At 52.6% G+C, this 25,062-nt stretch carries 21 protein-coding genes; 15 read left to right on the forward strand and 6 right to left on the reverse strand.

The annotated features are described in order from the left end of the window. The first annotated feature begins 46 nt into the window (after positions 1 to 46). Positions 47 to 1,339: a serine--tRNA ligase gene (gene serS, locus FD737_RS00385; RefSeq protein ID WP_160832427.1), complete on the forward strand. Its 1,293-nt coding sequence runs from the start codon at positions 47 to 49 to the stop codon at positions 1,337 to 1,339. 137 nt (positions 1,340 to 1,476) lie between these two features. On the opposite strand, the gene FD737_RS23655 is transcribed toward serS, so the two are convergent. Then, on the reverse strand, positions 1,477 to 1,704 hold the full coding sequence (locus FD737_RS23655; RefSeq protein ID WP_202404440.1) for a hypothetical protein: 228 nt from the start codon (positions 1,702 to 1,704) through the stop codon (positions 1,477 to 1,479). Here FD737_RS23655 and FD737_RS00390 point away from each other — a divergent pair. Further along, positions 1,652 to 2,803 (forward strand): MFS transporter, encoded by a 1,152-nt coding sequence (locus FD737_RS00390; protein ID WP_058961785.1) that lies wholly within the window; start codon positions 1,652 to 1,654, stop codon positions 2,801 to 2,803. The two genes, FD737_RS23655 and FD737_RS00390, sit on opposite strands and share 53 nt — an antisense overlap. 48 nt (positions 2,804 to 2,851) lie before the next feature. On the opposite strand, the gene pflA is transcribed toward FD737_RS00390, so the two are convergent. The 4 genes from pflA to ycaO form a co-directional block, all read right to left on the reverse strand. After that, positions 2,852 to 3,592, reverse strand: coding sequence for a pyruvate formate lyase 1-activating protein (pflA, locus tag FD737_RS00395; protein WP_097119329.1), 741 nt, complete (start codon positions 3,590 to 3,592; stop codon positions 2,852 to 2,854). 159 nt (positions 3,593 to 3,751) lie between these two features. Beyond that, positions 3,752 to 6,034, reverse strand: a complete 2,283-nt coding sequence (gene pflB / locus FD737_RS00400) for a formate C-acetyltransferase (RefSeq protein WP_097119328.1) — start codon at positions 6,032 to 6,034, stop codon at positions 3,752 to 3,754. Positions 6,035 to 6,101: 67 nt separating this feature from the next. Further along, positions 6,102 to 6,962 carry a formate transporter FocA gene (gene focA / locus FD737_RS00405; protein WP_034820596.1) on the reverse strand — a complete coding sequence of 287 codons (861 nt, stop codon included), beginning with the start codon at positions 6,960 to 6,962 and terminating at the stop codon, positions 6,102 to 6,104. 352 nt (positions 6,963 to 7,314) lie between these two features. Beyond that, positions 7,315 to 9,075 carry a 30S ribosomal protein S12 methylthiotransferase accessory factor YcaO gene (gene ycaO, locus FD737_RS00410; RefSeq protein ID WP_160832428.1) on the reverse strand — a complete coding sequence of 587 codons (1,761 nt, stop codon included), beginning with the start codon at positions 9,073 to 9,075 and terminating at the stop codon, positions 7,315 to 7,317. Positions 9,076 to 9,388: 313 nt separating this feature from the next. On the opposite strand from ycaO, the gene serC reads away from it, so the two are divergent. The 12 genes from serC to FD737_RS00470 all read left to right on the forward strand — a co-directional run bounded on the left by serC (position 9,389) and on the right by FD737_RS00470 (position 23,396). Beyond that, on the forward strand, positions 9,389 to 10,474 hold the full coding sequence (gene serC, locus FD737_RS00415; protein ID WP_160832429.1) for a 3-phosphoserine/phosphohydroxythreonine transaminase: 1,086 nt from the start codon (positions 9,389 to 9,391) through the stop codon (positions 10,472 to 10,474). An 81-nt stretch (positions 10,475 to 10,555) separates the two neighbouring features. Beyond that, the gene (gene aroA / locus FD737_RS00420) at positions 10,556 to 11,842 is read left to right on the forward strand and encodes a 3-phosphoshikimate 1-carboxyvinyltransferase (RefSeq protein ID WP_160832430.1); all 1,287 of its coding nucleotides are present in this window, start codon (positions 10,556 to 10,558) and stop codon (positions 11,840 to 11,842) included. 197 nt (positions 11,843 to 12,039) lie between these two features. Further along, positions 12,040 to 12,720 (forward strand): (d)CMP kinase, encoded by a 681-nt coding sequence (cmk, locus tag FD737_RS00425; protein ID WP_034820574.1) that lies wholly within the window; start codon positions 12,040 to 12,042, stop codon positions 12,718 to 12,720. A 122-nt stretch (positions 12,721 to 12,842) separates the two neighbouring features. Next, positions 12,843 to 14,516 (forward strand): 30S ribosomal protein S1, encoded by a 1,674-nt coding sequence (gene rpsA, locus FD737_RS00430; RefSeq protein WP_034820570.1) that lies wholly within the window; start codon positions 12,843 to 12,845, stop codon positions 14,514 to 14,516. A gap of 86 nt (positions 14,517 to 14,602) precedes the next feature. Then, positions 14,603 to 14,887 (forward strand): integration host factor subunit beta, encoded by a 285-nt coding sequence (gene ihfB, locus FD737_RS00435; RefSeq protein ID WP_003849360.1) that lies wholly within the window; start codon positions 14,603 to 14,605, stop codon positions 14,885 to 14,887. 201 nt (positions 14,888 to 15,088) lie between these two features. Then, the gene (locus FD737_RS00440; protein WP_160832431.1) at positions 15,089 to 17,347 is read left to right on the forward strand and encodes a DNA internalization-related competence protein ComEC/Rec2; all 2,259 of its coding nucleotides are present in this window, start codon (positions 15,089 to 15,091) and stop codon (positions 17,345 to 17,347) included. Between the two features lie 34 nt (positions 17,348 to 17,381). Beyond that, a complete protein-coding gene (gene msbA, locus FD737_RS00445; protein WP_097119323.1) occupies positions 17,382 to 19,130 on the forward strand; it encodes a lipid A ABC transporter ATP-binding protein/permease MsbA in 1,749 nt (582 codons plus the stop codon). After that, entirely contained in the window at positions 19,127 to 20,128 is a 1,002-nt protein-coding gene (lpxK, locus tag FD737_RS00450; RefSeq protein ID WP_097119322.1) for a tetraacyldisaccharide 4'-kinase, read from the forward strand. Before msbA ends, lpxK begins: the two co-directional genes overlap by 4 nt. Positions 20,129 to 20,151: 23 nt before the next feature. After that, the gene (locus FD737_RS00455) at positions 20,152 to 21,369 is read left to right on the forward strand and encodes a winged helix-turn-helix domain-containing protein (RefSeq protein ID WP_160832432.1); all 1,218 of its coding nucleotides are present in this window, start codon (positions 20,152 to 20,154) and stop codon (positions 21,367 to 21,369) included. A gap of 94 nt (positions 21,370 to 21,463) precedes the next feature. After that, complete coding sequence (locus FD737_RS00460; RefSeq protein ID WP_007887424.1) at positions 21,464 to 21,646, forward strand: Trm112 family protein; 183 nt, start codon at positions 21,464 to 21,466, stop codon at positions 21,644 to 21,646. Continuing rightward, positions 21,643 to 22,392 carry a 3-deoxy-manno-octulosonate cytidylyltransferase gene (gene kdsB, locus FD737_RS00465; RefSeq protein WP_034820546.1) on the forward strand — a complete coding sequence of 250 codons (750 nt, stop codon included), beginning with the start codon at positions 21,643 to 21,645 and terminating at the stop codon, positions 22,390 to 22,392. The genes FD737_RS00460 and kdsB overlap by 4 nt, the downstream gene beginning before the upstream one ends. Before the next feature lie 110 nt (positions 22,393 to 22,502). Then, a complete protein-coding gene (locus FD737_RS00470) occupies positions 22,503 to 23,396 on the forward strand; it encodes a YcbJ family phosphotransferase (RefSeq protein ID WP_160832433.1) in 894 nt (297 codons plus the stop codon). On the opposite strand, the gene elyC is transcribed toward FD737_RS00470, so the two are convergent. Then, entirely contained in the window at positions 23,376 to 24,161 is a 786-nt protein-coding gene (elyC, locus tag FD737_RS00475; protein WP_097119319.1) for an envelope biogenesis factor ElyC, read from the reverse strand. The two genes, FD737_RS00470 and elyC, sit on opposite strands and share 21 nt — an antisense overlap. Before the next feature lie 124 nt (positions 24,162 to 24,285). On the opposite strand from elyC, the gene cmoM reads away from it, so the two are divergent. Next, complete coding sequence (gene cmoM, locus FD737_RS00480; protein ID WP_034820537.1) at positions 24,286 to 25,059, forward strand: tRNA uridine 5-oxyacetic acid(34) methyltransferase CmoM; 774 nt, start codon at positions 24,286 to 24,288, stop codon at positions 25,057 to 25,059. Positions 25,060 to 25,062: the final 3 nt, after the last annotated feature.

Below are 25,062 nucleotides of genomic sequence, written 5' to 3' on the forward strand. Positions count from 1 at the left end.
TGCATCCCTTCATTCGTTCAACCAACCTTAATTACACAGGATAAGCATGCTCGATCCCAATCTGCTGCGTAATGAGCCAGACGCAGTCGCTGAAAAACTGGCACGCCGAGGATTCAAACTGGATGTGGAAACGCTGCGTTCGCTCGAAGAGCGTCGTAAAGTACTGCAGGTAGAAACTGAAAATCTGCAGGCAGAGCGTAACTCCCGATCCAAATCCATCGGTCAGGCCAAAGCGCGTGGGGAAGACATCGAGCCACTGCGTCAGGAAGTGAACATGCTGGGCGAACGCCTGGATGCGGCGAAGGTTGAGCTGGATACACTGCAAAACACCATCCGCGATTTTGCCCTCTCGCTGCCTAACCTGCCGGTCGATGAAGTGCCGCTGGGTAAAGACGATAGCGAGAATCAGGAAGTCAGCCGCTGGGGCCAGCCGCGCCAGTTCGATTTCCCGGTAAAAGACCACGTTGAGCTGGGTGAAGCCGTTAAAGGGCTGGATTTTGCCGCTGCAGTGAAACTGACCGGTTCACGTTTCATCGTGATGCAGGGGCAGATCGCTCGCCTGCATCGTGCGCTCAGCCAGTTCATGATTGATCTGCACACTCAACAGCACGGTTATCTGGAAACCTACGTGCCGTATCTGGTCAACCATGAGACGCTGTTTGGTACGGGCCAATTACCTAAGTTTGGTGAAGACTTGTTCCACACCAAGCCTTTGGGTGAAGAAGCGGGCAGCAGCAACTACGCACTGATCCCGACGGCGGAAGTGCCGCTGACCAACCTGGTGCGTGATGAGATCGTGGAAGAAGAAAATCTGCCGATCAAACTCACCGCGCACACGCCGTGCTTCCGCTCTGAAGCAGGTTCTTACGGACGCGACACGCGTGGTCTGATTCGTATGCACCAGTTCGACAAAGTTGAGATGGTGCACATTGTTGCGCCTGAGACTTCAATGGACGCACTGGAAGAGTTGGTTGGTCATGCTGAGAAAGTCCTGCAGTTGCTGAACCTGCCGTACCGTAAGGTGCTGCTGTGTACTGGTGATATGGGCTTTGGTTCCGCCAAAACCTACGATCTGGAAGTGTGGCTGCCGGCGCAGGATACCTATCGTGAGATCTCTTCTTGTTCCAACATGTGGGATTTCCAGGCGCGTCGCATGCAGGCTCGCTGCCGCAGTAAAACCGACAAGAAGCCTCGCCTGGTGCATACGCTGAACGGTTCAGGCCTGGCAGTTGGACGTACATTGGTGGCGGTGCTGGAAAACTACCAGCAGGCTGACGGCCGTATCGAAGTACCAGAAGTGCTGCGTCCCTATATGGGCGGATTGGAAATCATTGGTTAACCCCAGCTTTCTGATAGTCAAACCCGGCAATGCCGGGTTTTTTATTTTCAGGAGCGAGCGATTATTTTTTAGTAAGAATTAATCAGAAATAAACGTCATCGTCAGCAGAGTCTCTCAAAACACTAAAATCCATAAATTCATGAAGATAGCGATGTGTTGTGATGATGATATATCTCCTCTAAGCTGCTGAAGATAAAAATAATAAATTGTTCAGCAGCAAATTGTGCTGTGGTGATTTTTTGCCCGTTGACTTTAAAATAGCGAATGGCAAACTGCGCGCAATTATCTCCATTTCTTTGGTTTTTAATCCCTATGTCTACCTGGTCACGCCCCGTCGTGTTGCTGCTCTGCGGCTTAATGCTCATGACGGTGTCTATTGCTGTGCTTAATACGCTGGTACCGCTTTGGCTTACTCACGATCAACTGCCGACATGGCAGGTGGGTATGGCCAGCTCAGCCTATTACACCGGGAATCTGCTGGGGACATTGCTGGCGGGCTGGTTAATCAACCGCTATGGCTTTAATCGCTGTTTCTATCTGGCCAGCGCCCTGTTTGCCGTCGCAACCATGGGAATGGTGTTGTTAGAAGGCTTTTACAGCTGGACTGCACTGCGTTTTGTCGCGGGTGTCGGCTGTGCGCTGATTTGGGTGGTGGTGGAGAGTGCGTTGCTGTGCAGCGGTACAGTGCGTAATCGCGGTCAACTGTTGGCTGCCTATATGATCATCTACTATCTCGGCACGGTAGCGGGTCAGTTGCTGGTGAGTCGCGTTTCGACTGAGCTCCTGCAGGTGATCCCATGGGTTACCGCGCTGATCGTCTGTGCCGTGCTGCCGGTGGTCTTCCTGCGTGTTAATGCCAGCTCCGCGACTGAAGAGGCTTCTACCGGTCGCATCTGGACCATGTTGCGCCGTCGCAGCTCACGTCTGGGCATTAACGGCTGCATTATTTCCGGTATTGTATTGGGCTCACTGTATGGACTGATGCCGCTATATCTGTCCCATCGGGGAATGAGTGATGCTAACGTCGGTTACTGGATGGCGTTGCTGGTGAGTTCAGGCATCGTCGGTCAATGGCCAGTGGGACGTCTTGCCGACCGCTTTGGCCGTCTGATGGTGTTGCGCGTTCAGGTGTTTGTGGTCATTTTAGGGGCGATTGCCATGTTGGGCGATACTGCCATGGCGCCTGCGCTGTTTGTGCTGGGGCTGGCTGGCTTCACGCTCTATCCAGTGGCGATGTCATGGGCATGTGAAACCGTTGCGCACCATGAACTGGTTGCGATGAATCAGGCGCTGCTGTTTAGCTACACCATCGGCAGCCTGGTCGGGCCGGGTATGACATCGATGCTGATGCAAAATTACTCTGACCGATTGCTGTTTGTGATGATAGCCGCTGTGGCGCTGGTCTATCTGGTGATGCTGCTGCGTAAAGCTGACCAGCATGCCACGCCAATTGCACATGCATAATATCTGAATGAACAAATGAAAAAAGGGAGCGTTAAGCTCCCTTTTTTGTCAGTACATCACTTCGTGACCATATCCTGTCAGAATACTTTTGACCCGTTCCATGGTCTCTTTACTGGGTGGTTTTACCCCATCCAGCTTGTACTCTTCACCCATGGCAATCCATTTGTGCTTGCCCAGTTCATGGTAGGGTAGCAGCTCAATCTTCTCGACGTTCTCCATATCCTTCGTAAATTCGCCGAGGCGATGGGCAGAGTCATCATCATCGGAATAGCCAGGCACCACGACAAAGCGAATCCAGGTACGTTTGCCTTTCTTCTGCAGATAGCGCGCGAAATCGAGGGTGCGATGATTAGAGACGCCAACCAGAATCTGGTGCACATCATCATTGATTTGTTTTAGGTCGAGCATCACCAGATCGGTGGCATCCAGCAGTTCGTCGATCACTGGATCGTAACGACGTACAAAGCCGTTGGTATCCAGGCAGGTGTGAATGCCTTCTGCCTTACAGGCACGGAACCAATCACGCACAAACTCGGCTTGTAAGATCGCTTCCCCACCTGATGCCGTTACTCCTCCGCCAGAGGCATTCATAAAGTGACGATACGACAGTGCATCTTTCATCAGGTCATCCACCGTGACTTCTTTACCTCCATGCGTGTCCCAGGTATCGCGATTATGGCAGTAGAGGCAGCGCATCAGGCAGCCCTGAAAGAAGGTGATAAAACGGATGCCGGGACCGTCAACGGTGCCGCAGGATTCGAATGAGTGGATACGACCGATGGTTGACATTGCGATGTATTCTCCGGGTTAGCCTTAACAACAGGCGGCACAATCTGTGTTGTGCTCTTGGATTAAAGTCGATTTTGCCAGGCTGCCAGCGAAAGCAAACTGGCAAAACAGACTTGTGGAGAAAAGGCTCCCGCAGGAGCCTTTACATTTCAGGGAGGATTACAGGGACTGAGTGAACGTACGGGTAATCACATCCTGCTGCTGCTCTTTGGTCAGCGAGTTAAAGCGCACAGCATAACCGGAAACACGAATGGTCAGCTGTGGATATTTCTCCGGATGTTCCATCGCATCCAGCAGCATCTCACGGTTCATGACGTTGACGTTAAGGTGCTGACCGCCCTCGATATTGGCTTCATGGTGGAAGTAACCATCCATCAGGCCCGCAAGGTTGGTTTTACGCACGTTGTCATCTTTACCCAGTGCATTTGGCACGATGGAGAAGGTATAGGAAATACCATCTTTCGCGTAAGCAAACGGCAGTTTGGCAACAGAGGTCAGTGAGGCAACGGCACCTTTCTGATCGCGACCGTGCATAGGGTTAGCACCTGGACCGAATGGCGCACCTGCACGACGACCATCAGGGGTGTTACCGGTTTTCTTACCGTACACCACGTTAGAGGTGATGGTCAGCACCGACTGGGTAGGTACTGCATTACGATAGGTTTGCAGTTTCTGAATTTTCTTCATGAAACGTTCAACCAGGTCACACGCCATATCATCGACGCGTGAATCGTTGTTACCAAACTGCGGATACTCGCCTTCAATCTCGAAATCTACGGCCAGACCATCCGCATCACGCACGGCTTTTACTTTGGCATATTTAATGGCAGACAGGGAATCCGCCGCCACTGACAAGCCTGCGATACCACACGCCATGGTGCGATAGACGTCACGGTCATGCAGCGCCATCAGTGAAGCTTCATAGCTGTACTTATCATGCATGTAATGGATGATATTCAATGAGGTGACATACTGTTTAGCCAGCCAATCCATGAAGTGATCCAGACGTGCCATCACCGTGTCGAAATCCAGAATTTCATCAGTGATTGGCGCTTCTTTCGGGCCAACCTGCATTTTCAGTTTTTCGTCCACGCCACCGTTGATTGCATACAGCAGTGTTTTAGCGAGGTTGGCGCGGGCGCCGAAGAACTGCATCTGTTTGCCGACAATCATTGGGCTCACACAGCAGGCGATCGCGTAGTCATCGTTATCAAAGTCAGGACGCATCAGATCGTCATTCTCATACTGCAATGAAGACGTATCGATAGAGACTTTGGCCGCATATTTCTTAAAGTTAACCGGCAGCTTTTCTGACCACAGAATGGTCATGTTAGGTTCCGGTGATGGGCCCATGGTGTACAAGGTATTCAGGAAGCGGAAGGTACTTTTGGTGACTAAAGTACGGCCATCGACACCCATACCGGCCAGAGACTCGGTTGCCCAGATTGGGTCACCTGAGAACAGTTCGTCATATTCTGGAGTGCGCAGGAAACGTACCATACGCAGTTTCATCACCAGGTGGTCAATTAACTCCTGCGCGCCTTCTTCAGTCAGTTTGCCCGCTTTAATATCACGGTCGATATAAACATCGAGGAAGGTGGATACGCGACCGAATGACATCGCGGCGCCGTTCTGTGATTTCACCGCGGCCAGATAGCCGAAGTAGGTCCACTGTACAGCCTCTTGCGCTGTGGTAGCGGGCAGAGAAATATCAGAGCCGTATTTGGCAGCCATTTCTTTAATCTGGCCAAGCGCACGGTGTTGCTCGGAGATTTCTTCACGCAGGCGGATGGTGGCTTCAAGATTGACACCATTTTCCATATCGCTTTGCAGTGAATTGAACTGCGCCACTTTATCTTTCATTAGATAATCGATGCCGTACAGCGCCACGCGGCGATAGTCACCGATGATACGACCACGACCATAAGCATCTGGCAGACCGGTTAAGACACCGGATTTACGGCAGCGCAGAATATCAGGGGTATAGACATCGAACACACCCTGGTTATGAGTTTTACGATAGTCGGTGAAGACTTTTTTCAGCGCTGGGTCGAGTTCACGGCCATAAACCTTACAAGAGCCCTCGACCATTTTGATGCCGCCAAACGGGATAATGGCGCGTTTTAGTGGAGCTTCAGTCTGCAGACCTACGATGGTCTCCAGCGATTTATTGATATAACCCGCATCATGTGACGTGATGGTAGAAGCCAGGTCGGTATCGAAATCAACCGGTGCATGGGTGCGGTTCTCAATCTTTATACCTTCCAGCACGCTGTCCCACAGTTTAGTGGTGGCGGGTGTGGCGCCTGCGAGGAAAGATTCGTCACCTTCATAGGGGGTGTAGTTTTTCTGGATAAAGTCACGGACGTTGACACCGTTCTGCCATTCGCCGGCGCTAAATCCTTCCCAGGCTGACGCCATTTTTTCGTTAAGTTCGGACATGATATACCTGCCTTATTTAGGGAGACTCTGACGATGACGTGCCCTTGAGCACGCCCGTATCAATTGCTTAGTGAACCGGCTCATCACCACGAAGATAGATGACCCAGTAGGTCAAACCGACTAACAATCCGCCGCCGATAATGTTGCCGATTGTCACGGGAATAAGGTTGTTAACAATAAAGTCGCCAACGCTGAGAGAGGGGAACTGTGCGGCGCTGGAGCCGGCCAGTTGCCAGAATTCCGGGCTGGCGAAGTCGCGAATGACAATGGCCATAGGGATTAAAAACATGTTGGCGATGCTGTGCTCAAATCCGCTGGCAACGAACATCCCGACCGGCAATATCATGGCAAACATTTTGTCAAACAGACTGCGGCCGGAGTAACTCATCCATACGGCCAGGCAAACCATCAGATTAGCCAGTGTGCCGAGGCTAACGGCCTCAATAAACGTGTGATGCATTTTGTGATCGGCGGTTTGCAGGACGTTCAACCCCCACGCACCGTTGGCAACCATATGTTCACCTGCTAACCAAATCAGCGCGACAAAGAACAGCGCACCAAACAGGTTACCGATATAGACATTCAGCCAATGACGACCGAGTTGCATCCAGGTGATGCGCCCGCTGGCTTTCGCCACCACAATCAAAACCGTCGAAGTGAAAAGGTCCGCGCCACATACCACAACCAGCATCAAACCCAGAGAGAAGCAGATACCGCCAATCAGTTTCGCAATACCATAGGGCATCGCGCCACTACCGGTGGTGGCAGTAATGTAGAAAACAAATGCGATAGAAATAAATACGCCAGCAGTGATGGCTAAGAAGAAGGTGGTTAAAGGATGTTTAGTGGCTTTATAGACGCCGGCATCTTCAGCAACTTTCGCCATGGCCGCGGGTAATAATGCATTAAAAGGGTTGTCAGCTTTCACACTAACGCTCTCCTGAAATTGTCTGTAAAGATACTAACAAAGGAGTATAGGTCAGGAATTGATGTGGATCATAAATGGCAGGGAGGTACGGGATAAGCGAGGCGTTAAACTATGAAATTCGCATGTAACAATTTGAATTATAACAACTAAAAAATTTTTAATTTATACAAAATAAGTTTAATGAGGGTCTTTGAAATTGACTTAATGTTAATTCAGTTTAATCAATGAAACTGAATTGTTAATTATCAATATTCAATGTTGAGTATGACAATTTGAAGCAAAAAATGGCACCGGGATTAATCAGTGCCATTCTCAACGTTAGCAAAAATATCGCGCTAAGCGCCCGTGAATATTACTTTGACCAATAGTTACGTTTTGCTGCCTGCAGTTTTTCGTAGGCGGCCAGCAGGGCCTGATGAGCCGGGAAGGCTTTGAGATCGAGGTCCACTGCCTGCAAGCCGTAGAATGGCGCTTCACCGCTGATCGCTGCAGAAGCGGCATCAACGGCGGCTTCGCCATACATCCGCACAAAGGCACGATGATATTGCAGAGGATCGCGTTCTTCTTCCATGGCGAGCAACAGTAGGGTTTGCAGGCAACGGTAATAGTTGGCGCGTTCAGGGCTGAAGATTGACTGGTTGAACTCCATGGTCCATTCCGTCCAGATCAGAGCCTGATCCAAATCTCCGCCCGCCAATGCCAGCATGGCTTTCAGCTCGCCAATACGTAGGGTGTACCAGCCATTGTCTTTACCTGACGCCAGACCCAGCAGCTCACGGACGCGAGTGAAGTCGTCATGACCTTCTTCATCCAACTGCTCGATGAGGTTCAGATACGCCTCCGGTTCCCACTCACTGGCTGGCAGCGCCAGCAACGTTTCACGCAGCGGCGCGCCCATGCTGTTGTTGGCCAATAACAGGTCTTCTGCCGGATAAATATCTGACATGCCCGGTACGATGATACGGCAGGCGTAAACGCCCAGATGCTCATAATCCGCGATGTAAACCTCTTGACCTTCCGCGCGGAAGATAGCCATCAGCGTATCAAACTCTTCGTGCGTGCTGCCTGAGAAACTCCAGTCGACGAAAGGATAATCCGCATCATCTTTGAACATGTCCCGGGAGATTAAACCACTGGAATCGATAAAGTGGGTTTCCAGGTTGGCGTGTTCAGCCACTTCTTCATCATCAAAGGTCGGTGGGGTGAAGACATCCAGGTCTTTCAGCCCACGGCCCTGGAGCAGTTCAGTAACGGTACGTTCCAATGCCACACCAAAGTCAGGGTGCGCGCCGAATGAAGCAAAGCAAGTGCCGTTGGCCGGGTTAAACAACACTACGCAGATAACCGGGTACTTGCCGCCCAGTGAAGCATCGTAGGAGAAGATCGGGAAACCTTCGGCTTCCAGACGTTCAATCGCCTCAATCACGCCGGGGTAACGCTGCATCACTTCAGCGGGAATTTCTGGCAGGCTAATTGACTCAGCGATAATGCGGTTTTTGATGTGGCGCTCAAAGACTTCAGACAGGCCTTGTACACGCGCTTCATTCGCGGTGTTACCGGCAGACATGCCGTTAGAAACATACAGGTTGCCGATGATGTTCATCGGGATGTACACCGTCTGCTGGTCGGATTGACGAGTAAATGGCAGGCCGCAGATACCACGGTCAACATTACCTGACTGCAGGTCAATCAGATCTGAGGCGCTCAGACTATCTTCTGGATCGTAAAATTTCTGCAGACGCGCATCCAGAATCCCTGCTGGCAAACTGTCATCGTCGGTCAATGGGAACCACTTCTCATTCGGGTAGTGAACGAAATCGCCGTTGGCGATGGACTGACCGAGCCAGAAATCGGCGAAGAAGTAGTTGGTTGAGAGACGCTCAAAATATTCGCCTAACGCCGAAGCCAGTGCCGCTTTCTTACTGGCACCTTTACCATTGGTAAAGCACAGCGGGCAGTCGCGATCGCGGATATGCACAGACCAGACGTGTGGAACCGGGTTCAGCCAGGAGGCTTCTTCAATGTTGAAGCCCAGGTCCTGCAGTTTGTGCTGGAAACGTGCGATGGAGTCTTCCAGTGCGGCGTCTTTTCCTGGAATAAACGTTTGCGTCATGTTGGCGCTCTCTCAAGTCGATGGGGTGGGCGTAAAGCGCGCAATGATACGGGTTTTGCGCCTGCTTCGCTATTCAGTGGTCTAAATTTATCGCGGTATTGTCATGGCTATTTCATCACCTGGCAGCATTCTGATTTTACATCGGGAATTTCCCTCACAAAATTCCGTGGCTTATTGCATTTATGACATAAGCTGCGGTGGAGCCCGCCCCGGAATTGTGATCGCTATCGGATTAATGATTGCAGCCATTCGGAGGCAATGATAAAACCGATACGGTATTCATAACCGTTCGATATGACAGTGGTGAGGGGAAATGACGCAGGTTTATAATTTTAGCTCCGGCCCAGCGATGCTGCCGGTAGAAGTGCTCCGTCGTGCAGAACAAGAACTGACAAACTGGCAAGGATTAGGCACCTCTGTAATGGAGATCAGCCATCGCAGTAAAGAGTTCATTGCTGTCGCTGAAGCCGCAGAACAGGATTTTCGCGATCTGCTGAAGATCCCATCGAACTACAAAGTTTTATTCTGCCATGGTGGCGCTCGCGCGCAGTTCGCAGCTATCCCGGGTAACCTGTTAGGTGATGCGAAATCCGCTGACTACATTGATGGTGGTTACTGGGCACACAGCGCGATCAAAGAAGCGGAAAAATATTGCACCCCGAACACCATCGACGTCAAAACCACGCTTGACGGTAAGCGTGCTTTGTTACCAATGCGTGAATGGCAGTTGAACGATGATGCCGCCTATGTGCATTTCTGCCCGAATGAAACCATTGATGGTATTGCTATCGATGAAGAGCCTGACTTTGGTGACAAAGTCGTGGTGGCTGATCTTTCTTCAACCATTATGTCTCGCCCAATCGATGTCAGCCGTTACGGTGTGATCTACGCAGGCGCACAGAAAAACATCGGTCCAGCGGGATTAACGCTGGTGGTGGTGCGTGAGGATCTGCTGGGCAAAGCGCAGCGTTATGTGCCTTCTATCCTTGATTACAAGGTGCTGGCTGAAAACGAATCCATGTTCAACACACCGCCGACTTTTGCCTGGTACCTCTCTGGTCTGGTATTCAAATGGCTGAAAGAGAAGGGCGGTGTTGCTGAGATGGATAAGGTCAATCAGGCGAAAGCAGACCTGCTCTATGGCGTCATTGATAACAGCAGCTTCTACCGTAACGATGTTGCCGCTGCTAACCGTTCACGTATGAACGTGCCGTTCCAGCTGGCTGATGCCGCGCTGGATAAAGTGTTCCTGGACGAGTCTCTGCAGGCAGGCCTGCATGCACTGAAAGGACACCGCGTGGTTGGCGGTATGCGTGCGTCGATCTACAATGCGATGCCGCTGGAAGGGGTGAAAGCCCTGACTGAGTTCATGATCGACTTCGAACGTCGTCACGGCTAATTACTCATCATCGGCCAGCCTGGCTGGCCACTGGCCCCGTTAAACAACGGGGTTTTGTCTTTTCTGGAGATTTGGTTTCACATGCAGGACTCCCTGACTCTACAACCGATTGCTCGCGTTGACGGCACGGTAAACTTACCGGGTTCAAAAAGCGTTTCTAACCGCGCATTGTTATTGGCCGCGCTGGCCAACGGCACGACTCGCCTGACCAATTTGCTGGACAGCGATGACGTTAAACACATGCTGAATGCGCTGAAGGCGCTGGGCGTCAATTACACGCTCTCTGCCGATCGTACCGTGTGCGAAGTGGTGGGAAATGCAGGTCCGCTGCACAGTGACCAGGCCCTGGAACTCTTTCTGGGCAACGCCGGTACTGCTATGCGTCCGCTGGCTGCCGCACTGTGCCTGGGTCAACAGTCGATTGTGCTGACTGGCGAACCCCGCATGAAAGAGCGCCCAATTGGTCATCTGGTGGATGCGTTGCGTCAGGGCGGAGCCAAAATTGATTACCTGGAGCAGACGGATTATCCGCCGCTGCGTCTGAACGGCGGGTTTGTAGGTGGCGATGTCAGTGTGGACGGTAGTGTTTCTAGCCAGTTCCTGACCGCATTGCTAATGACCGCTCCGCTGGCACCGAAAGACACTGTGATTACCATCAAAGGTGATCTGGTTTCTAAGCCGTACATTGATATTACACTGCACCTGATGCGTTGTTTTGGTGTCGAAGTCGATAACCAGAACTACCAGCGCTTTGTGGTGAAAGGCCAGCAGCAGTATCAATCTCCGGGCGATTATCTGGTGGAGGGCGATGCCTCTTCTGCCTCTTATTTCCTCGCCGCCGCCGCCATTAAAGGTGGAACGGTTCGCGTAACCGGGATTGGCCGCAACAGCGTTCAGGGCGACATCCGCTTTGCTGATGTGCTGGAAAAAATGGGTGCGGTGATCGAGTGGGGTGATGACTATATTGCCTGCACACGAGGTTCTCTGACCGCGATTGATATGGACATGAACCATATTCCAGATGCGGCGATGACCATTGCCACCACGGCGTTGTTCGCGGAAGGCACCACCTTGATGCGAAATATCTACAACTGGCGTGTGAAAGAGACTGACCGCTTAGCGGCGATGGCGACCGAATTGCGCAAAGTGGGTGCGGAAGTAGAAGAAGGTCACGATTTCATTCGTGTCACTCCACCGGCTCAGCTTCAGCATGCGGATATTGGCACTTATAACGATCACCGCATGGCGATGTGCTTTGCGCTGGTGGCGTTATCGGACACGCCTGTCACCATTCTTGAACCTGGCTGCACGGCGAAAACCTTCCCGGATTACTTCCAGCAGTTGGCGAAAATCAGCCAGACCTCTTAATCACGCTACCCGGTACGCTTGTGCCGGGTTTCCTCGCTCTCTTCTGGTCTTGTTGGGCGGAAATTCTTCTGAATCTGTCGAAAATTCTGGCGCTGTCTACGCTAAAGGGTAACTAACCTGACGCGGGCAGCGTATAATGCCGCGCATTCAAACAGCCAAGAAGGCTGATAATAAGCACGCAGCAACAGGAGAGAACAATGACGGCAATCGCCCCGGTAATTACCATTGATGGCCCAAGTGGCGCAGGTAAAGGGACTTTGTGTAAAGCGATGGCGGAGTCATTGCAGTGGCACTTGCTGGATTCTGGTGCCATTTATCGCGTACTTGCATTGGCTGCACTTCATCATCAGGTGGATATTGAATCCGAAGAAGCATTAGTGCCTATGGCGGCTCACCTCGACGTGCGTTTCTTGTCTGTTGAAGGCGAAATGCAGGTCATTTTGGAAGGTGAGGATGTGACCGGTGAAATCCGTACGCAGGAAGTGAGCAATACGGCTTCGCGGGTTGCTGCTTTCCCACGCGTGCGTGAAGCGCTGCTGCGTCGCCAGCGAGCATTCCGTGAAGAGCCGGGTTTGATTGCGGATGGCCGCGATATGGGCACCGTGGTATTCCCCGATGCACCGGTAAAAATCTTCCTGGATGCAAGTTCGGAAGAGCGTGCTCACCGTCGTATGCTACAGTTGCAGGAGAAGGGCTTTAATGTTAACTTTGATCGCCTTTTATCCGAGATAAAGGAACGCGACGACCGCGATCGTAATCGTGCAATTGCGCCTTTAGTGCCTGCCGCTGATGCTCTGGTGCTGGATTCAACCAGTATGTCCATTGAGCAAGTGATTGAAAAGGCACTTGATTATGCCCGCCAAAAGCTGGGCATTTAATCTATTCGGTAACTGAATTGTAGTAACCCTGTACCACGGATCCGGTGCTGGGCATGTGAAACAACCCCATCCGACAATGACGTCAGGTGGACGTTAAATTGAAGAATCCTAAGATTATCAATATGACTGAATCTTTTGCTCAACTATTTGAAGAATCACTGAAAGAAATCGAAACCCGTCCGGGTTCCATCGTTCGTGGCGTTGTTGTCTCTATCGATAAAGACGTAGTCCTGGTTGATGCGGGTCTGAAATCTGAGTCTGCAATTCCTGCAGAGCAGTTCAAGAACGCAGCCGGCGAACTGGAAATCCAGGTTGGCGACGAAGTTGACGTTGCGCTTGACGCAGTTGAAGACGGCTTCGGTGAAACCCTGCTGTCTCGTGAGAAAGCTAAGCGTCACGAAGCTTGGATCACGCTGGAAAAAGCTTACGAAGAAGCTGAAACTGTTACCGGTGTTATCAACGGCAAAGTTAAAGGTGGCTTCACAGTTGAGCTGAACGGTATTCGTGCGTTCCTGCCAGGTTCACTGGTTGACGTTCGTCCGGTTCGCGATACTCTGCACCTGGAAGGCAAAGAGCTTGAGTTCAAAGTTATCAAGCTTGATCAGAAACGTAACAACGTGGTGGTTTCTCGCCGCGCAGTTATCGAATCTGAAAACAGCGCTGAACGCGATCAGCTGCTGGAAAACCTGCAGGAAGGCATGGAAGTTAAAGGTATCGTTAAGAACCTCACTGACTACGGCGCATTCGTGGACCTGGGTGGCGTTGACGGCCTGCTGCACATCACCGATATGGCCTGGAAACGCGTTAAGCATCCAAGCGAAATCGTCAACGTGGGCGACGAAATCACTGTTAAAGTGCTGAAGTTCGACCGCGAGCGTACTCGTGTATCTCTGGGCCTGAAACAGCTGGGCGAAGATCCATGGGTTGCTATCGCTAAGCGTTACCCAGAAGGCACCAAGCTGACTGGCCGTGTAACCAACCTGACTGATTACGGCTGCTTCGTTGAAATCGAAGAAGGCGTTGAAGGTCTGGTACACGTTTCTGAAATGGACTGGACCAACAAAAACATTCACCCATCTAAAGTTGTTAACGTGGGCGATGTTGTTGAAGTTATGGTTCTGGACATCGACGAAGAACGTCGTCGTATCTCCCTGGGTCTGAAGCAGTGCAAAAACAACCCATGGCAGCAGTTCGCTGAGACCCACAACAAAGGCGATCGCGTTGAAGGTAAAATCAAGTCAATCACTGACTTCGGTATCTTCATCGGCCTGGACGGTGGCATCGACGGTCTGGTTCACCTGTCAGACATCTCCTGGAACGCGACTGGCGAAGAAGCCGTTCGTGAGTACAAAAAAGGCGACGAAATCGCTGCTGTTGTACTGCAGGTTGATGCAGAGCGCGAGCGCATCTCTCTGGGCGTGAAGCAGTTGGCTGAAGATCCATTCAACAACTACATCACCCTGAACAAGAAAGGCGCTATCGTTAACGGTAAAGTAACTGCAGTAGACGCTAAAGGTGCTACAGTAGAATTGGCTGATGGCGTTGAAGGTTACCTGCGCGCTTCAGAAGCTTCACTGGACCGTATCGAAGACGCAACTCTGGTTCTGAGTGTTGGTGACGACGTTGAAGCTAAGTTCACCGGCGTTGACCGTAAGAACCGCGTTGTAAGCCTGTCTGTTCGTGCTAAAGACCAGGCTGATGAGAAAGAAGCTATCAACACTGTTAACACCAAACAGGAAGAAAGCAACTTCTCTAGCGCTATGGCTGAAGCGTTCAAAGCGGCTAAAGGCGAGTAATCGACCCGAGGCACCGGACGATGTAAGTCGTCCGGTTTCGGTAAAAGCTGTCATACCTTTCCCATTAAGGATTAACCGGAGGTTACATGACCAAGTCAGAACTTATTGAAAGACTTGCTGGACAGCATACTCATATTCCGGCGAAAGTCGTTGAGGATGCAGTTAAAGAGATGCTTGAGCACATGGCCACCACGTTGGCACAGGGCGAGCGCATTGAAATCCGGGGATTCGGCAGCTTTTCTTTGCATTACCGCGCACCGCGCACTGGTCGTAACCCGAAAACGGGCGACAAAGTGGATCTGGAAGGTAAATACGTTCCCCACTTCAAGCCGGGCAAAGAATTGCGTGACCGTGCAAATATCTACGGCTAAGCCGTTACCGAACGACAAAGCGACACCTCTGGGTGTCGTTTTTTTTTGCTCTAAATTCGTTGTTGTGAATCTGATTCCTAAACCCACATCAACAATGAAAGCCACTTCGATTTTTTGGCATCCGCAATCCAGCTCTCCCCATTCCTGAAAGCTATTCCTGCCAATTGCACGCAAACTGGTGCCCATTGCGGGAGAAAAGTGATGCGTATAACAGGGATTACAGTAGCCAGAATCATGATCCTGGCGGCGCTACCATTGGGTTTGTTACCTCAAATACCGACCATGGAAATGATCGCTGTGATGGTGCTACTAGCACTTATTGTGGCATCCCTGCCTTGGGATGGGCTGCGTCTTATTGGCATGGGTATCCTGCTTCTGGCGTGGGCGCTACTGGAAGCGAGACAGATGCTGAATGTGATTGACCAGCTTTCAATGGCGCCAGCCGAAGTGACGCTGCGTATTGTTGATGTGAAGGAAAATCAACAGCAATTTAAAGCCCAGATTATCCGTGTGGGTGAGCGATATCAGTTCCCGCCGTTGTTTGTCAGTATCAATGCGGAGCCAGGTGAATCGGGGTATTGTGCAGGGCAACGCTGGAAAATGACCTTACGCTTGCGTGCAGTGCATGGTCGCTTGAATGAAGGCGGGTTTGATGCCCAACGTTTTGCGCTGGCAAACCACACACCTTTGCAGGGGAGAATCATTAACCAGCTGGCGGAATCGGTAGATTGTAATTTGCGAACGCAGGTTATGCGCCATCATCAACCTCTTTTTGAACACCTGCAACAACCGGCCATTTTGCAGGCGCTGGCTTTTGGCGAACGTGAGAACATGACCAAAACCCAGCGACAATTATTACGTGAGACCGGAACCGCACACTTAATGGCGATTTCCGGTATGCATATTGCGCTAGCGGCCAGCGTTGGCTGGATGATAGTACGTGGCTTGCAGCTGCTGCAGCCTGCGCACACCATCGGTTATCTGCTGCCACTAATGGGGAGCATCATTACCGCGACAATCTACTGCTGGCTGTCGGGCAGCCATGCACCAGCACAGCGCGCGCTGGTCGCGCTACTAATGTGGACAACGATAAGAATCGCTGGCTGGCAGTTAACAGGCTGGCAGATTTGGACACTGTGCATGGGTGTACTGCTTTGGCTTGATCCCCTCACCGTCTTATCTGAAAGCTTTTGGCTCTCTGCTCTTGCCGTCGCCATGTTAATCATCTGGTTCCAGTGGTTTGCCTTGCCGGATCGATACCGTCAGGCCTGGCGCTGGCTGCCGCTGAGATTGCTGCACTTACAGCTCGGCATGATGATACTGATGGCTCCTCTGCAGATTTTTTTATTTCAGGGAATCAGCCTCAGTGCACTGGCCGCTAACCTCATCGCGGTGCCTGTGGTATCGCTTTTCACCGTGCCATTGATACTGCTGGCGCTTTTGCTGCCCATACAACCCATCGCTTCGGTACTGTGGCGGTTGGCGGATTTTTCTGTCAATCAGGTGATGCAGGGCCTGGCATACTTGCCAGCAGGATGGTGGCCGTTAAATGATGCCTTGCCGGCAGTGGCCCTGCTATGGGGCGGTTTATTTATGTGGCGCAGTGGTTTGCTGAATAACACGCTGATGCTTTGCTGCGGCTGCGCACTGGCATTTCTGTTATGGCGTCATCAGTCTGAACAAGATGACTGGCAGATTGATGTGCTGGATGTGGGCCATGGTCTGGCGATCGCGATTACACAGGGTAATGAAGTGGTGTTGTACGATGCGGGTCCACGCTGGAATGAAGATGATGCGGGCGCGCGTGTGATACTGCCATGGTTACTGTATAAGGGACGACAGCTAAACACGGTGGTGGTAAGTCATAAGCATCTGGATCATCGGGGTGGGCTGAATTCACTGCATCAGGCAAATCCCAATATGATGATCCGCAGTGCATTGGGTGAAGCGGGACATTTACCCTGTCAGCGAGGAGAGCAGTGGCAATGGGGCAAACTGACCTTTACGGCACTCTGGCCGCCCGCAGGGAATACGCAAGGGCAAAATAATGACTCTTGTGTCGTACGCGTAGACGATGGAGCTGTCAGCCTGCTGCTCACCGGGGATATTGAGTCAGAAGCAGAAAGAAAATTGGTGGCATTAGAGAAAACCCAGCTCACCAGCACGTTAATGCAGGTCCCTCATCATGGTAGCCGAACCTCTTCGGGGCCTTTACTGTTACGTAGTGTTGCAGGAAAGGGCGCGGTGGCGTCGGTGGCGCGCTATAACGCCTGGCGCATGCCTGCCGTAGCGGTGGTTGAACGCTATCGCCAGCAGGGCTATCTCTGGTATGACACGGCACAATCCGGGCAGGTCCACATTGGTATTCGGCAGGGTGAATGGCAGATCAAGGGATTGAGGGAGCAAATAAAACCTCGCTGGTATCATCAGTGGTTTGGCGTCAAACGTGAATCCAGGTAGAATGAGCGGCTATTTCAAACAGCGTGAATAAATAATGCATCAAGACAAAGATCTCTCAACGTGGCAGACGTTCCGCCGACTCTGGCCGATGATTGCGCCGCACAAAGCAGGACTGTTTGTGTCTGCGGTGGCGCTGATTCTCAATGCGGCCGGCGATACCTTAATGCTGTCGCTGTTGAAACCTTTACTGGATGATGGCTTCGGCAAGGCCGACCGCTCCGTCATGCTTTGGATGCCACTGGTGGTGATTGGCCTGATGCTGGTGCGTGGCGTGACCAGCTACATCTCCAGTTATTGCATCTCTTGGGTATCGGGCAACGTGGTCATGAATATGCGCCGCCGCTTGTTTGGTCACATGATGGGCATGCCCGTGGCGTTCTTTGACCAGCAATCAACCGGCACATTGCTGTCACGCATCACTTATGATTCCGAGCAGGTTGCTTCGTCCTCTTCCAGTGCACTGGTGACGGTCGTACGTGAAGGCGCCTCGATCATCGGCCTGTTTATCATGATGTTCTACTACAGCTGGCAGCTGTCATTAATTTTGATTGTCCTTGCGCCAATTGTTTCCTTTGCGATTCGCACAGTGTCCAAACGCTTCCGCAGCATCAGTAAAAACATGCAGAACACCATGGGACAAGTCACCACCAGTGCTGAACAGATGCTGAAAGGGCACAAAGAGGTGCTGATCTTTGGTGGTCAGGATGTTGAAGCACAGCGTTTCTCCCAGGTGAGCAACAAAATGCGCCAGCAGGGCATGAAACTGGTTTCGGCATCTTCCATTTCCGATCCGGTCATTCAGCTGATTGCTTCTCTGGCACTGGCATTTGTGCTCTACGCCGCCAGTTTCCCCAGCGTGATGGAAACTCTCACCGCCGGTACCATCACTGTGGTGTTCTCATCGATGATTGCCTTGATGCGTCCACTGAAGTCGCTGACTAACGTCAATGCCCAGTTCCAGCGCGGTATGGCTGCTTGTCAGACCTTGTTCTCAATTCTGGATAGCGAACAGGAAATCGATAATGGCAAGCGTGAAATCACGCGTGCCAAAGGCGATGTCGAATTCCGCAATGTGACCTTTACCTATCCTGGCCGTGAAGTCCCGGCGCTGCGTGATATCAATCTGTCACTGCCCGAGGGCAAAACCGTGGCATTGGTAGGACGCTCAGGATCGGGTAAATCGACCATGGCGAGCCTATTGACCCGTTTCTACGATATCGACTCCGGTGAAATTCTGCTGGATGGCCACGATCTGCGTGAATACACCCTGCGTTCGCTGCGTAATCAGGTGGCGCTGGTATCTCAGAATGTTCATCTGTTCAACGACACCATTGCCAATAACATTGCTTATGCACGCAATGGAGAATACACCCGCGAGCAGATTGAACAGGCAGCGACTATGGCGCACGCCATGGACTTTATTAAGAAGATGGATAACGGTCTGGATACCGTGATTGGTGAGAACGGCGTGTTGCTGTCAGGTGGCCAGCGTCAACGTATCGCCATCGCGCGCGCATTGCTGCGTGATTGCCCGATTCTGATCCTTGATGAAGCGACCTCAGCACTGGATACCGAATCCGAGCGCGCGATTCAGGCCGCACTGGATGAGCTGCAGAAAAACCGCACTTCGCTAGTGATTGCGCACCGCCTGTCGACCATCGAAAAAGCCGATGAAATCGTGGTCGTTGAGGATGGTCGTATCGTTGAACGCGGTACGCACAGCGTGTTGCTGGCCGAAAAGGGTGCCTATGCACAGCTTCACAAACTGCAGTTTGGTCAATGATTGAACGCATCTGGAGCGGGCGCTCGCCACTGTGGCTGCTATTGTGGCCACTGAGTTTGCTGTATGGCGCAATCAGCAGTTTGATTCGCCTCAGCTATCAGCGTGGCTGGCGTAAAAGCTGGCGTGCGCCCTGTCCGGTGATTGTGGTAGGTAATCTGACGGCTGGCGGCAACGGTAAAACGCCGGTGGTGATTTGGCTGGTTCAGGCACTGCAACAGCGTGGCCTGCGCGTTGGCGTTGTCTCACGCGGCTATGGTGGAAAGGCTGAGCGTTATCCACTGCTGGTGACGGCCGATACCCCGACATCACAAGCCGGCGACGAGCCGGTATTAATCGCGCAGCGTACTCAGGCGCCGGTAGCCGTCGCGCCTCAACGCCGTATGGCGGTAGAAGGACTGCTGGCCGCACAGGAACTGGATGTGATTATTACCGACGACGGGCTGCAACATTACGCGTTGCAGCGCGATCGTGAAATTGTGGTAGTGGATGGTGTCCGTCGCTTCGGTAATGGCTGGTGGCTGCCCGCAGGTCCGATGCGTGAGCGCGCATCCCGGCTGCAAAGCGTCAATGCCATCATCGTCAATGGTGGAGAGGCGCAAGCCGGTGAGATCGCCATGACGTTGCGTCCCGGCAAGGCGATCAATCTGGTGAACGGTGAGACAGCCAACCTCGATCAATTGCCAGAAACGGTGGCGATGGCCGGCATTGGGCATCCCCCGCGGTTCTTCAAAACGCTGCAACAGCAAGGCATCCAGCCGGTGGCAGAAATCGCGTTTGCCGATCACCATGCTTATAGCAAAGAAGAGTTACAGCGTTTGACGCAGACTCATCAATGCCTGCTGATGACCGAAAAAGACGCAGTGAAATGCCGTAGTTTTGCACGTGACAACTGGTGGTATCTACCGGTTGATGCCGATCTGTCGGGGGCGTCCCTGGATGCTTTACTCGCCGATGTGACCCAACTCTGCACGACTGCGCGCGACACCCGTTCGCGCTAAACCTGCTCAAAGGGAATCGAGTCATGACCACAACATCTTCCCTTTCACTCCAAACTGCTCGTCATTTACACCTGGCTGCTCAGGGGTTGTTACGCCCACCGAGCCGCCGCGCCCGCCTGTCCGATATCCATGCCTGCGTGCGGCAGATGTCATTACTGCAAATCGACACCATCAATGTCGTCGCCCGTAGCCCTTATCTGGTGCTGTTCAGCCGCCTTGGCGCTTATCCCACACAGTGGCTGGAAGAAACATTGGCCTCCGGTGCGCTTTTTGAGTATTGGGCGCACGAAGCCTGTTTCATCCCCTTCGAAGATTACCCGTTGCTACGCCATCGCATGCTGGAGCCGCAGCGGCTGGGATGGAAATATAACGAGCAGTGGGTAAACGAACATCAGCAGGAAATCGCTGCCTTACTCAATCACATCGCCGAAAATGGCCCGGTACGCGCGGCTGATTTTACCAGTGATAAGCACACTAAACCCGGCTGGTGGGCCTGGAAACCCCACAAGCGGCATCTGGAAAACTTGTTCAGCGCAGGTGAGTTAATGGTGGTCGAACGACGTAACTTCCAGCGGGTGTACGATCTGCGCACCCGCGTGATGCCTGATTGGGATGACGAACAGCATGCAGTGAGTGAATCTGATGCGGTACTGGCGATGCTACGACACAGTGCCCGCAGTCTCGGTATTTTTCGTGCCAGTTGGTTGGCCGATTACTATCGGCTGAAGCGTGCACCCCTGCAATCCTGGATTAAGGATGCCGAAGCACAAGGCGAAATCGTGTGCGTTGAGGTAGAACAGCTCGGTGAGATGTGGCTGCATAAGAGCTTGTTACCTCTGCTGGATAAAATGCCCAGCGCCACCCACACGGCCTTGTTGTCACCGTTCGATCCGGTGGTATGGGATCGCCGGCGCGCTCTGGAGTTGTTTAATTTCGATTACCGCATTGAGTGCTATACCCCTGCTGAGAAGCGCGTCTATGGTTACTTTGTTCTGCCGGTGTTACACCGAGGTGCACTCAAAGCGCGTATTGATGCAAAGATGGACCGCCAGGCACAGCAGCTGATTATTCGTGCATTTTGGCTTGAGCCCGGCGTGCGTGTTACCCAAGCCTTTATGAATGATGTGCAAAAAGCCATCAGTCGCTTTGCACAGTGGCAAGGTGCCGATGAGGTCATCGTTGAAAATGTCCCAGCCGAACTGCTTGCTGCCTGGACGCATCGTTGGGTTATCAACGATTGAGTTCATCGTAATAATGCCGCGCCCGGCGCACTGTGCTTCGGGTGCGCTATGGTATGCTAGGCGCCTGACAAATCGGTGCTGAAAGGAGAAAATTATGGATCACCGTTTACTTGAGATTGTTGCCTGTCCGGTTTGCAACGGAAAACTGTATTTCAACAAAGAGCAGCAGGAGCTGATTTGTAAACCAGACGGCCTGGCTTACCCGGTGCGCGATGGCATTCCGGTATTGCTCGAAGTGGAAGCGCGTACGCTGTCTGTTGAAGAGATCCATCCATGAGTTTCGTCGCCATCATTCCGGCGCGTTATGCATCAACGCGCCTGCCCGGCAAACCGCTGGTGGATATTCACGGTAAACCGATGGTGATACACGTGATGGAGCGCGCACGCGAGTCGGGCGCCGATCGCGTAATTGTGGCGACCGATCACCCCGAGGTTGCTGCAGCGGTAACCGCTGCCGGTGGCGAAGTGTGCATGACGCGCGCGGATCACCAGTCGGGCACCGAGCGCCTGGCAGAAGTGATTGAGAAATATCAGTTTGCCGATGACACCATTATCGTCAACGTGCAGGGCGACGAGCCGATGATTCCGGCAGAAATCGTACGTCAGGTCGCCGATAATCTGGCGCAGGCTGATGCAGGGATGGCGACATTAGCCGTGCCGATTACCGACGCTGAAGAAGCGTTTAACCCCAATGCGGTTAAAGTGGTGATGGACGCGAAAGGCTATGCGCTTTATTTCTCACGCGCCACCATTCCATGGGATCGCGAGCGCTATGCGAAATCGCGCGAACAGATTGGTGACACTTTGCTGCGTCACATTGGCATTTACGCCTATCGCGCTGGCTTTATCCGTCGTTACATTGCGTGGGAACCTTGCCCGTTAGAGCACATTGAATTGCTGGAGCAGTTGCGCGTGCTGTGGTACGGCGAGAAGATTCACGTTGCCGTAGCGCAAACCGTGCCAAGTGTTGGCGTGGACACACCAGAGGATCTGGTCCGTGTTCGTGCGGCCATGCAGGGGTAAAGCCCGACCGGCCAGCCGCTCGCGCTGGCCATAAAGTTTGATCTGGCGCTAAGTTTCGCGCCACCATGACCTCCAGGATAGTGAAGTCAATTGACTGCGGAGGATAACGCATGGAACAGCTCCGTTCAGAACTGGCGTTGATACTGGGTGAAGGTATCAGCCGCCTCGAAACCATTAGCGAACAGGCGCAGTCGCGGCTGTACGCACTCTATGACAACGACGGTAAACCGATGCCGCTGGTGGCGAAGTATTTTCGCCATCAAGGCCGTGCGGCGCTGGAAGCCAAAAAACTCACCATGTTGGGCCATGAGGGACTGGTCACAGTACCTGCGGTTTTTGGCCTGGTGCTGAGTCAGCAGCCGCCGGTACATGAAATGCTACTGATGGCGCGATTCAATGGCGTCTCCGCCGAAGCGCCAGCGCGCACCGCCGTGCGCTGGGAGCAACTGTGTGAGCAAATTGTCGAGGGTGTACTCGGCTGGCACCGTATCGACAGCCACGGATTAGTGGGAAGGGTTGATAGTGTCCAGGAAAACAACTGGCCAGCCTGGTATCGCCAGCGCATCGAGGTGCTGTGGGCCACGTTGGGCTATCTGTCACCGCCATTTTTCACATTGGAAGATCGGCAGATCCTGTACCGCAGCCGACAGCAGTTAACTCATCTCTTCAAAGACTTCGACGATCCCTGCGTGCTGATGCACGGCAACCTGCGTTTATCCAGCATGCTGAAAGATGCACGCAGTGACCAACTGGTAGCGATGATGCAGCCAGGCAATATTCTCTGGGCTCCGCGTGAGTATGAATTAATCCGGCTGGCAGATAGCGGGGCTGAAGCCTCACTGCTGCAGCATTACCTGCAACGCGCGCCGGTTTCTGAAGGCTTTATCTGGCGGCGCTGGCTGTATCAGCTATGGGATTGTGTCGATACGTTGGTAAGCAGCGGACAGTTTGACCGTCCGCGCTTTGATCATGCCCGCGAGCAGTTACTTCCCTGGCTCGGATGACAGCAAATCATCGCCACGCAGCCGTTGCCAAATCTGGCCCAGGGTTTCGTAAATCGCACGTTCACTGTGACCCAGCCACATTGGCGATGGCAACATGCGGTCCCAGGCGCTGATTGGCGAGGTAATCGCGAGCTGATTGGCCGGTGCGGCGATGGGGTTCAGACCTGCGCTCAGGAAAAAATGCATTGCACGTGGCAAGTGGTTCGCCGATGAGACCAGCAGGAAAGGGTGATTGCCGATAGTTTGTTTGACGGCCAGCGCTTCTTCGCCCGTATCATGTGGTTGGTCCAGCGTGATAATCGCCGACCGTGGCACTCCCAGACTTTCGGCTACCTCTGCCGCCACGCTGGCGTTGCTGCGGGGGTTGTATCCAGCAGCAGCGCCAGTGAAAATCATTTTTGCTTGTGGATTCCGACGCCATTGGCGCACACCTTCTGTTACGCGCGGCAGGCTGTTGTTGAGCAAATTAGAACTTGGTGCCCAATTCGGATTGAAGGTGTAGCCACCGCCCAGCACGACGATATAATCCACCGGTTCGCTACCGTTCCAGGTTGGATAATGCTGTTCGATGGGGCGCAACAGACGATCGGCAACGGGTTGCAAGCTGAGCAATAAAAGCAGCAGCCAACTCAGAGAGATCAGGATTTTGCCGCCTTTTTGCCAACGGCTAAACCAGAGAAGTAAAAGTCCTACTGCCATTAGCAACAACAGCAGTGGTAAAGGTAATAACATCGCGCCAATCCATTTCTTTAAGGCAAAAAACATCGAAATTTGCTCCTTTTGTCCGAAAAAACAGCAGCCAGACAGTTACTGTGGCGTGAAAGGTTCATTCTTGTTGAGCCTGTGACAAAATAGCACAAGTTGAATGCAGCACAGTGGAGCCATCATCATGCAGGATCGTAACTTTGACGATCTGGCGGACAAATTTTCGCAGAACATTTATGGCACCCGCAAAGGGCAGGTACGGCAGGCGATCCTGTGGGACGAACTGGATGCGCTGTTACCGACACTGCCTGAAGGCGCACTGTCAGTGCTGGATGCCGGCGGTGGCGTAGGACAAATCTCCTGTGGATTAGCGGCACGTGGCCATCAGGTGCTGTTGTGCGATCTCTCCGCGGAGATGTTAAAGCTGGCTGAAGCGCATGCGCACACCGAGGGTGTGAGCCACAACATGCAATTCAAACAAATTAGCGCGCAGCAGGTGGGCGAACATTTGGATCAGCCGGTTGATCTGGTATTGTTTCACGCTGTGCTGGAGTGGGTGGCAGAACCGGAAGCGGTGCTGCGTGCCTTGTGGCACACGCTGAAGCCCGGTGGCGTGCTGTCGTTGATGTTTTACAATGCGCATGCCCTGACGTTCCGCACCCTGCAACTCGGCAATTTCGGCTATCTGCGTGCCAATATGACCAAACGCAAAAAGCGTACGCTGTCACCGGATTTCCCGCGCGATCCTCAGGACGTCAATCGCTGGTTAAGTGATGCGGGCTTTGAAATTGAACAGCGTGCAGGCATTCGCGTGTTTTGTGATTACATGAAACCGCCACCGCCCGGCGTCGTCAAAAGCGTTGAAGAGATTATTGAGATGGAACGGCGCTACTGTCGTCAGGAGCCCTTTTTAAGTTTAGGGCGCTATATCCACGTGACCGCGCGCAAACCCAGGTAGAAG

Origin of the sequence: Pantoea sp. Seng (genome assembly GCF_009829935.1) — a bacterium.
GTDB lineage: Bacteria > Pseudomonadota > Gammaproteobacteria > Enterobacterales > Enterobacteriaceae > Pantoea > Pantoea communis.

Excerpts from the sequence above, each read along its gene's own strand:
- lpxK (WP_097119322.1), top strand. The coding sequence starts at position 19,127 with ATGATTGAACGCATCTGGAGCGGGCGCTCGCCACTGTGGCTGCTATTG.
- FD737_RS23655 (WP_202404440.1), bottom strand. The coding sequence starts at position 1,704 with ATGAGCATTAAGCCGCAGAGCAGCAACACGACGGGGCGTGACCAGGTA.
- pflB (WP_097119328.1), bottom strand. The coding sequence starts at position 6,034 with ATGTCCGAACTTAACGAAAAAATGGCGTCAGCCTGGGAAGGATTTAGC.
- FD737_RS00440 (WP_160832431.1), top strand. The coding sequence starts at position 15,089 with ATGCGTATAACAGGGATTACAGTAGCCAGAATCATGATCCTGGCGGCG.
- FD737_RS00470 (WP_160832433.1), top strand. The coding sequence starts at position 22,503 with ATGGAACAGCTCCGTTCAGAACTGGCGTTGATACTGGGTGAAGGTATC.
- elyC (WP_097119319.1), bottom strand. The coding sequence starts at position 24,161 with ATGTTTTTTGCCTTAAAGAAATGGATTGGCGCGATGTTATTACCTTTA.
- cmoM (WP_034820537.1), top strand. The coding sequence starts at position 24,286 with ATGCAGGATCGTAACTTTGACGATCTGGCGGACAAATTTTCGCAGAAC.
- ycaO (WP_160832428.1), bottom strand. The coding sequence starts at position 9,075 with ATGACGCAAACGTTTATTCCAGGAAAAGACGCCGCACTGGAAGACTCC.
- aroA (WP_160832430.1), top strand. The coding sequence starts at position 10,556 with ATGCAGGACTCCCTGACTCTACAACCGATTGCTCGCGTTGACGGCACG.
- ihfB (WP_003849360.1), top strand. The coding sequence starts at position 14,603 with ATGACCAAGTCAGAACTTATTGAAAGACTTGCTGGACAGCATACTCAT.
- serC (WP_160832429.1), top strand. The coding sequence starts at position 9,389 with ATGACGCAGGTTTATAATTTTAGCTCCGGCCCAGCGATGCTGCCGGTA.
- serS (WP_160832427.1), top strand. The coding sequence starts at position 47 with ATGCTCGATCCCAATCTGCTGCGTAATGAGCCAGACGCAGTCGCTGAA.
- cmk (WP_034820574.1), top strand. The coding sequence starts at position 12,040 with ATGACGGCAATCGCCCCGGTAATTACCATTGATGGCCCAAGTGGCGCA.
- rpsA (WP_034820570.1), top strand. The coding sequence starts at position 12,843 with ATGACTGAATCTTTTGCTCAACTATTTGAAGAATCACTGAAAGAAATC.
- FD737_RS00390 (WP_058961785.1), top strand. The coding sequence starts at position 1,652 with ATGTCTACCTGGTCACGCCCCGTCGTGTTGCTGCTCTGCGGCTTAATG.
- msbA (WP_097119323.1), top strand. The coding sequence starts at position 17,382 with ATGCATCAAGACAAAGATCTCTCAACGTGGCAGACGTTCCGCCGACTC.
- FD737_RS00460 (WP_007887424.1), top strand. The coding sequence starts at position 21,464 with ATGGATCACCGTTTACTTGAGATTGTTGCCTGTCCGGTTTGCAACGGA.
- pflA (WP_097119329.1), bottom strand. The coding sequence starts at position 3,592 with ATGTCAACCATCGGTCGTATCCACTCATTCGAATCCTGCGGCACCGTT.
- FD737_RS00455 (WP_160832432.1), top strand. The coding sequence starts at position 20,152 with ATGACCACAACATCTTCCCTTTCACTCCAAACTGCTCGTCATTTACAC.
- kdsB (WP_034820546.1), top strand. The coding sequence starts at position 21,643 with ATGAGTTTCGTCGCCATCATTCCGGCGCGTTATGCATCAACGCGCCTG.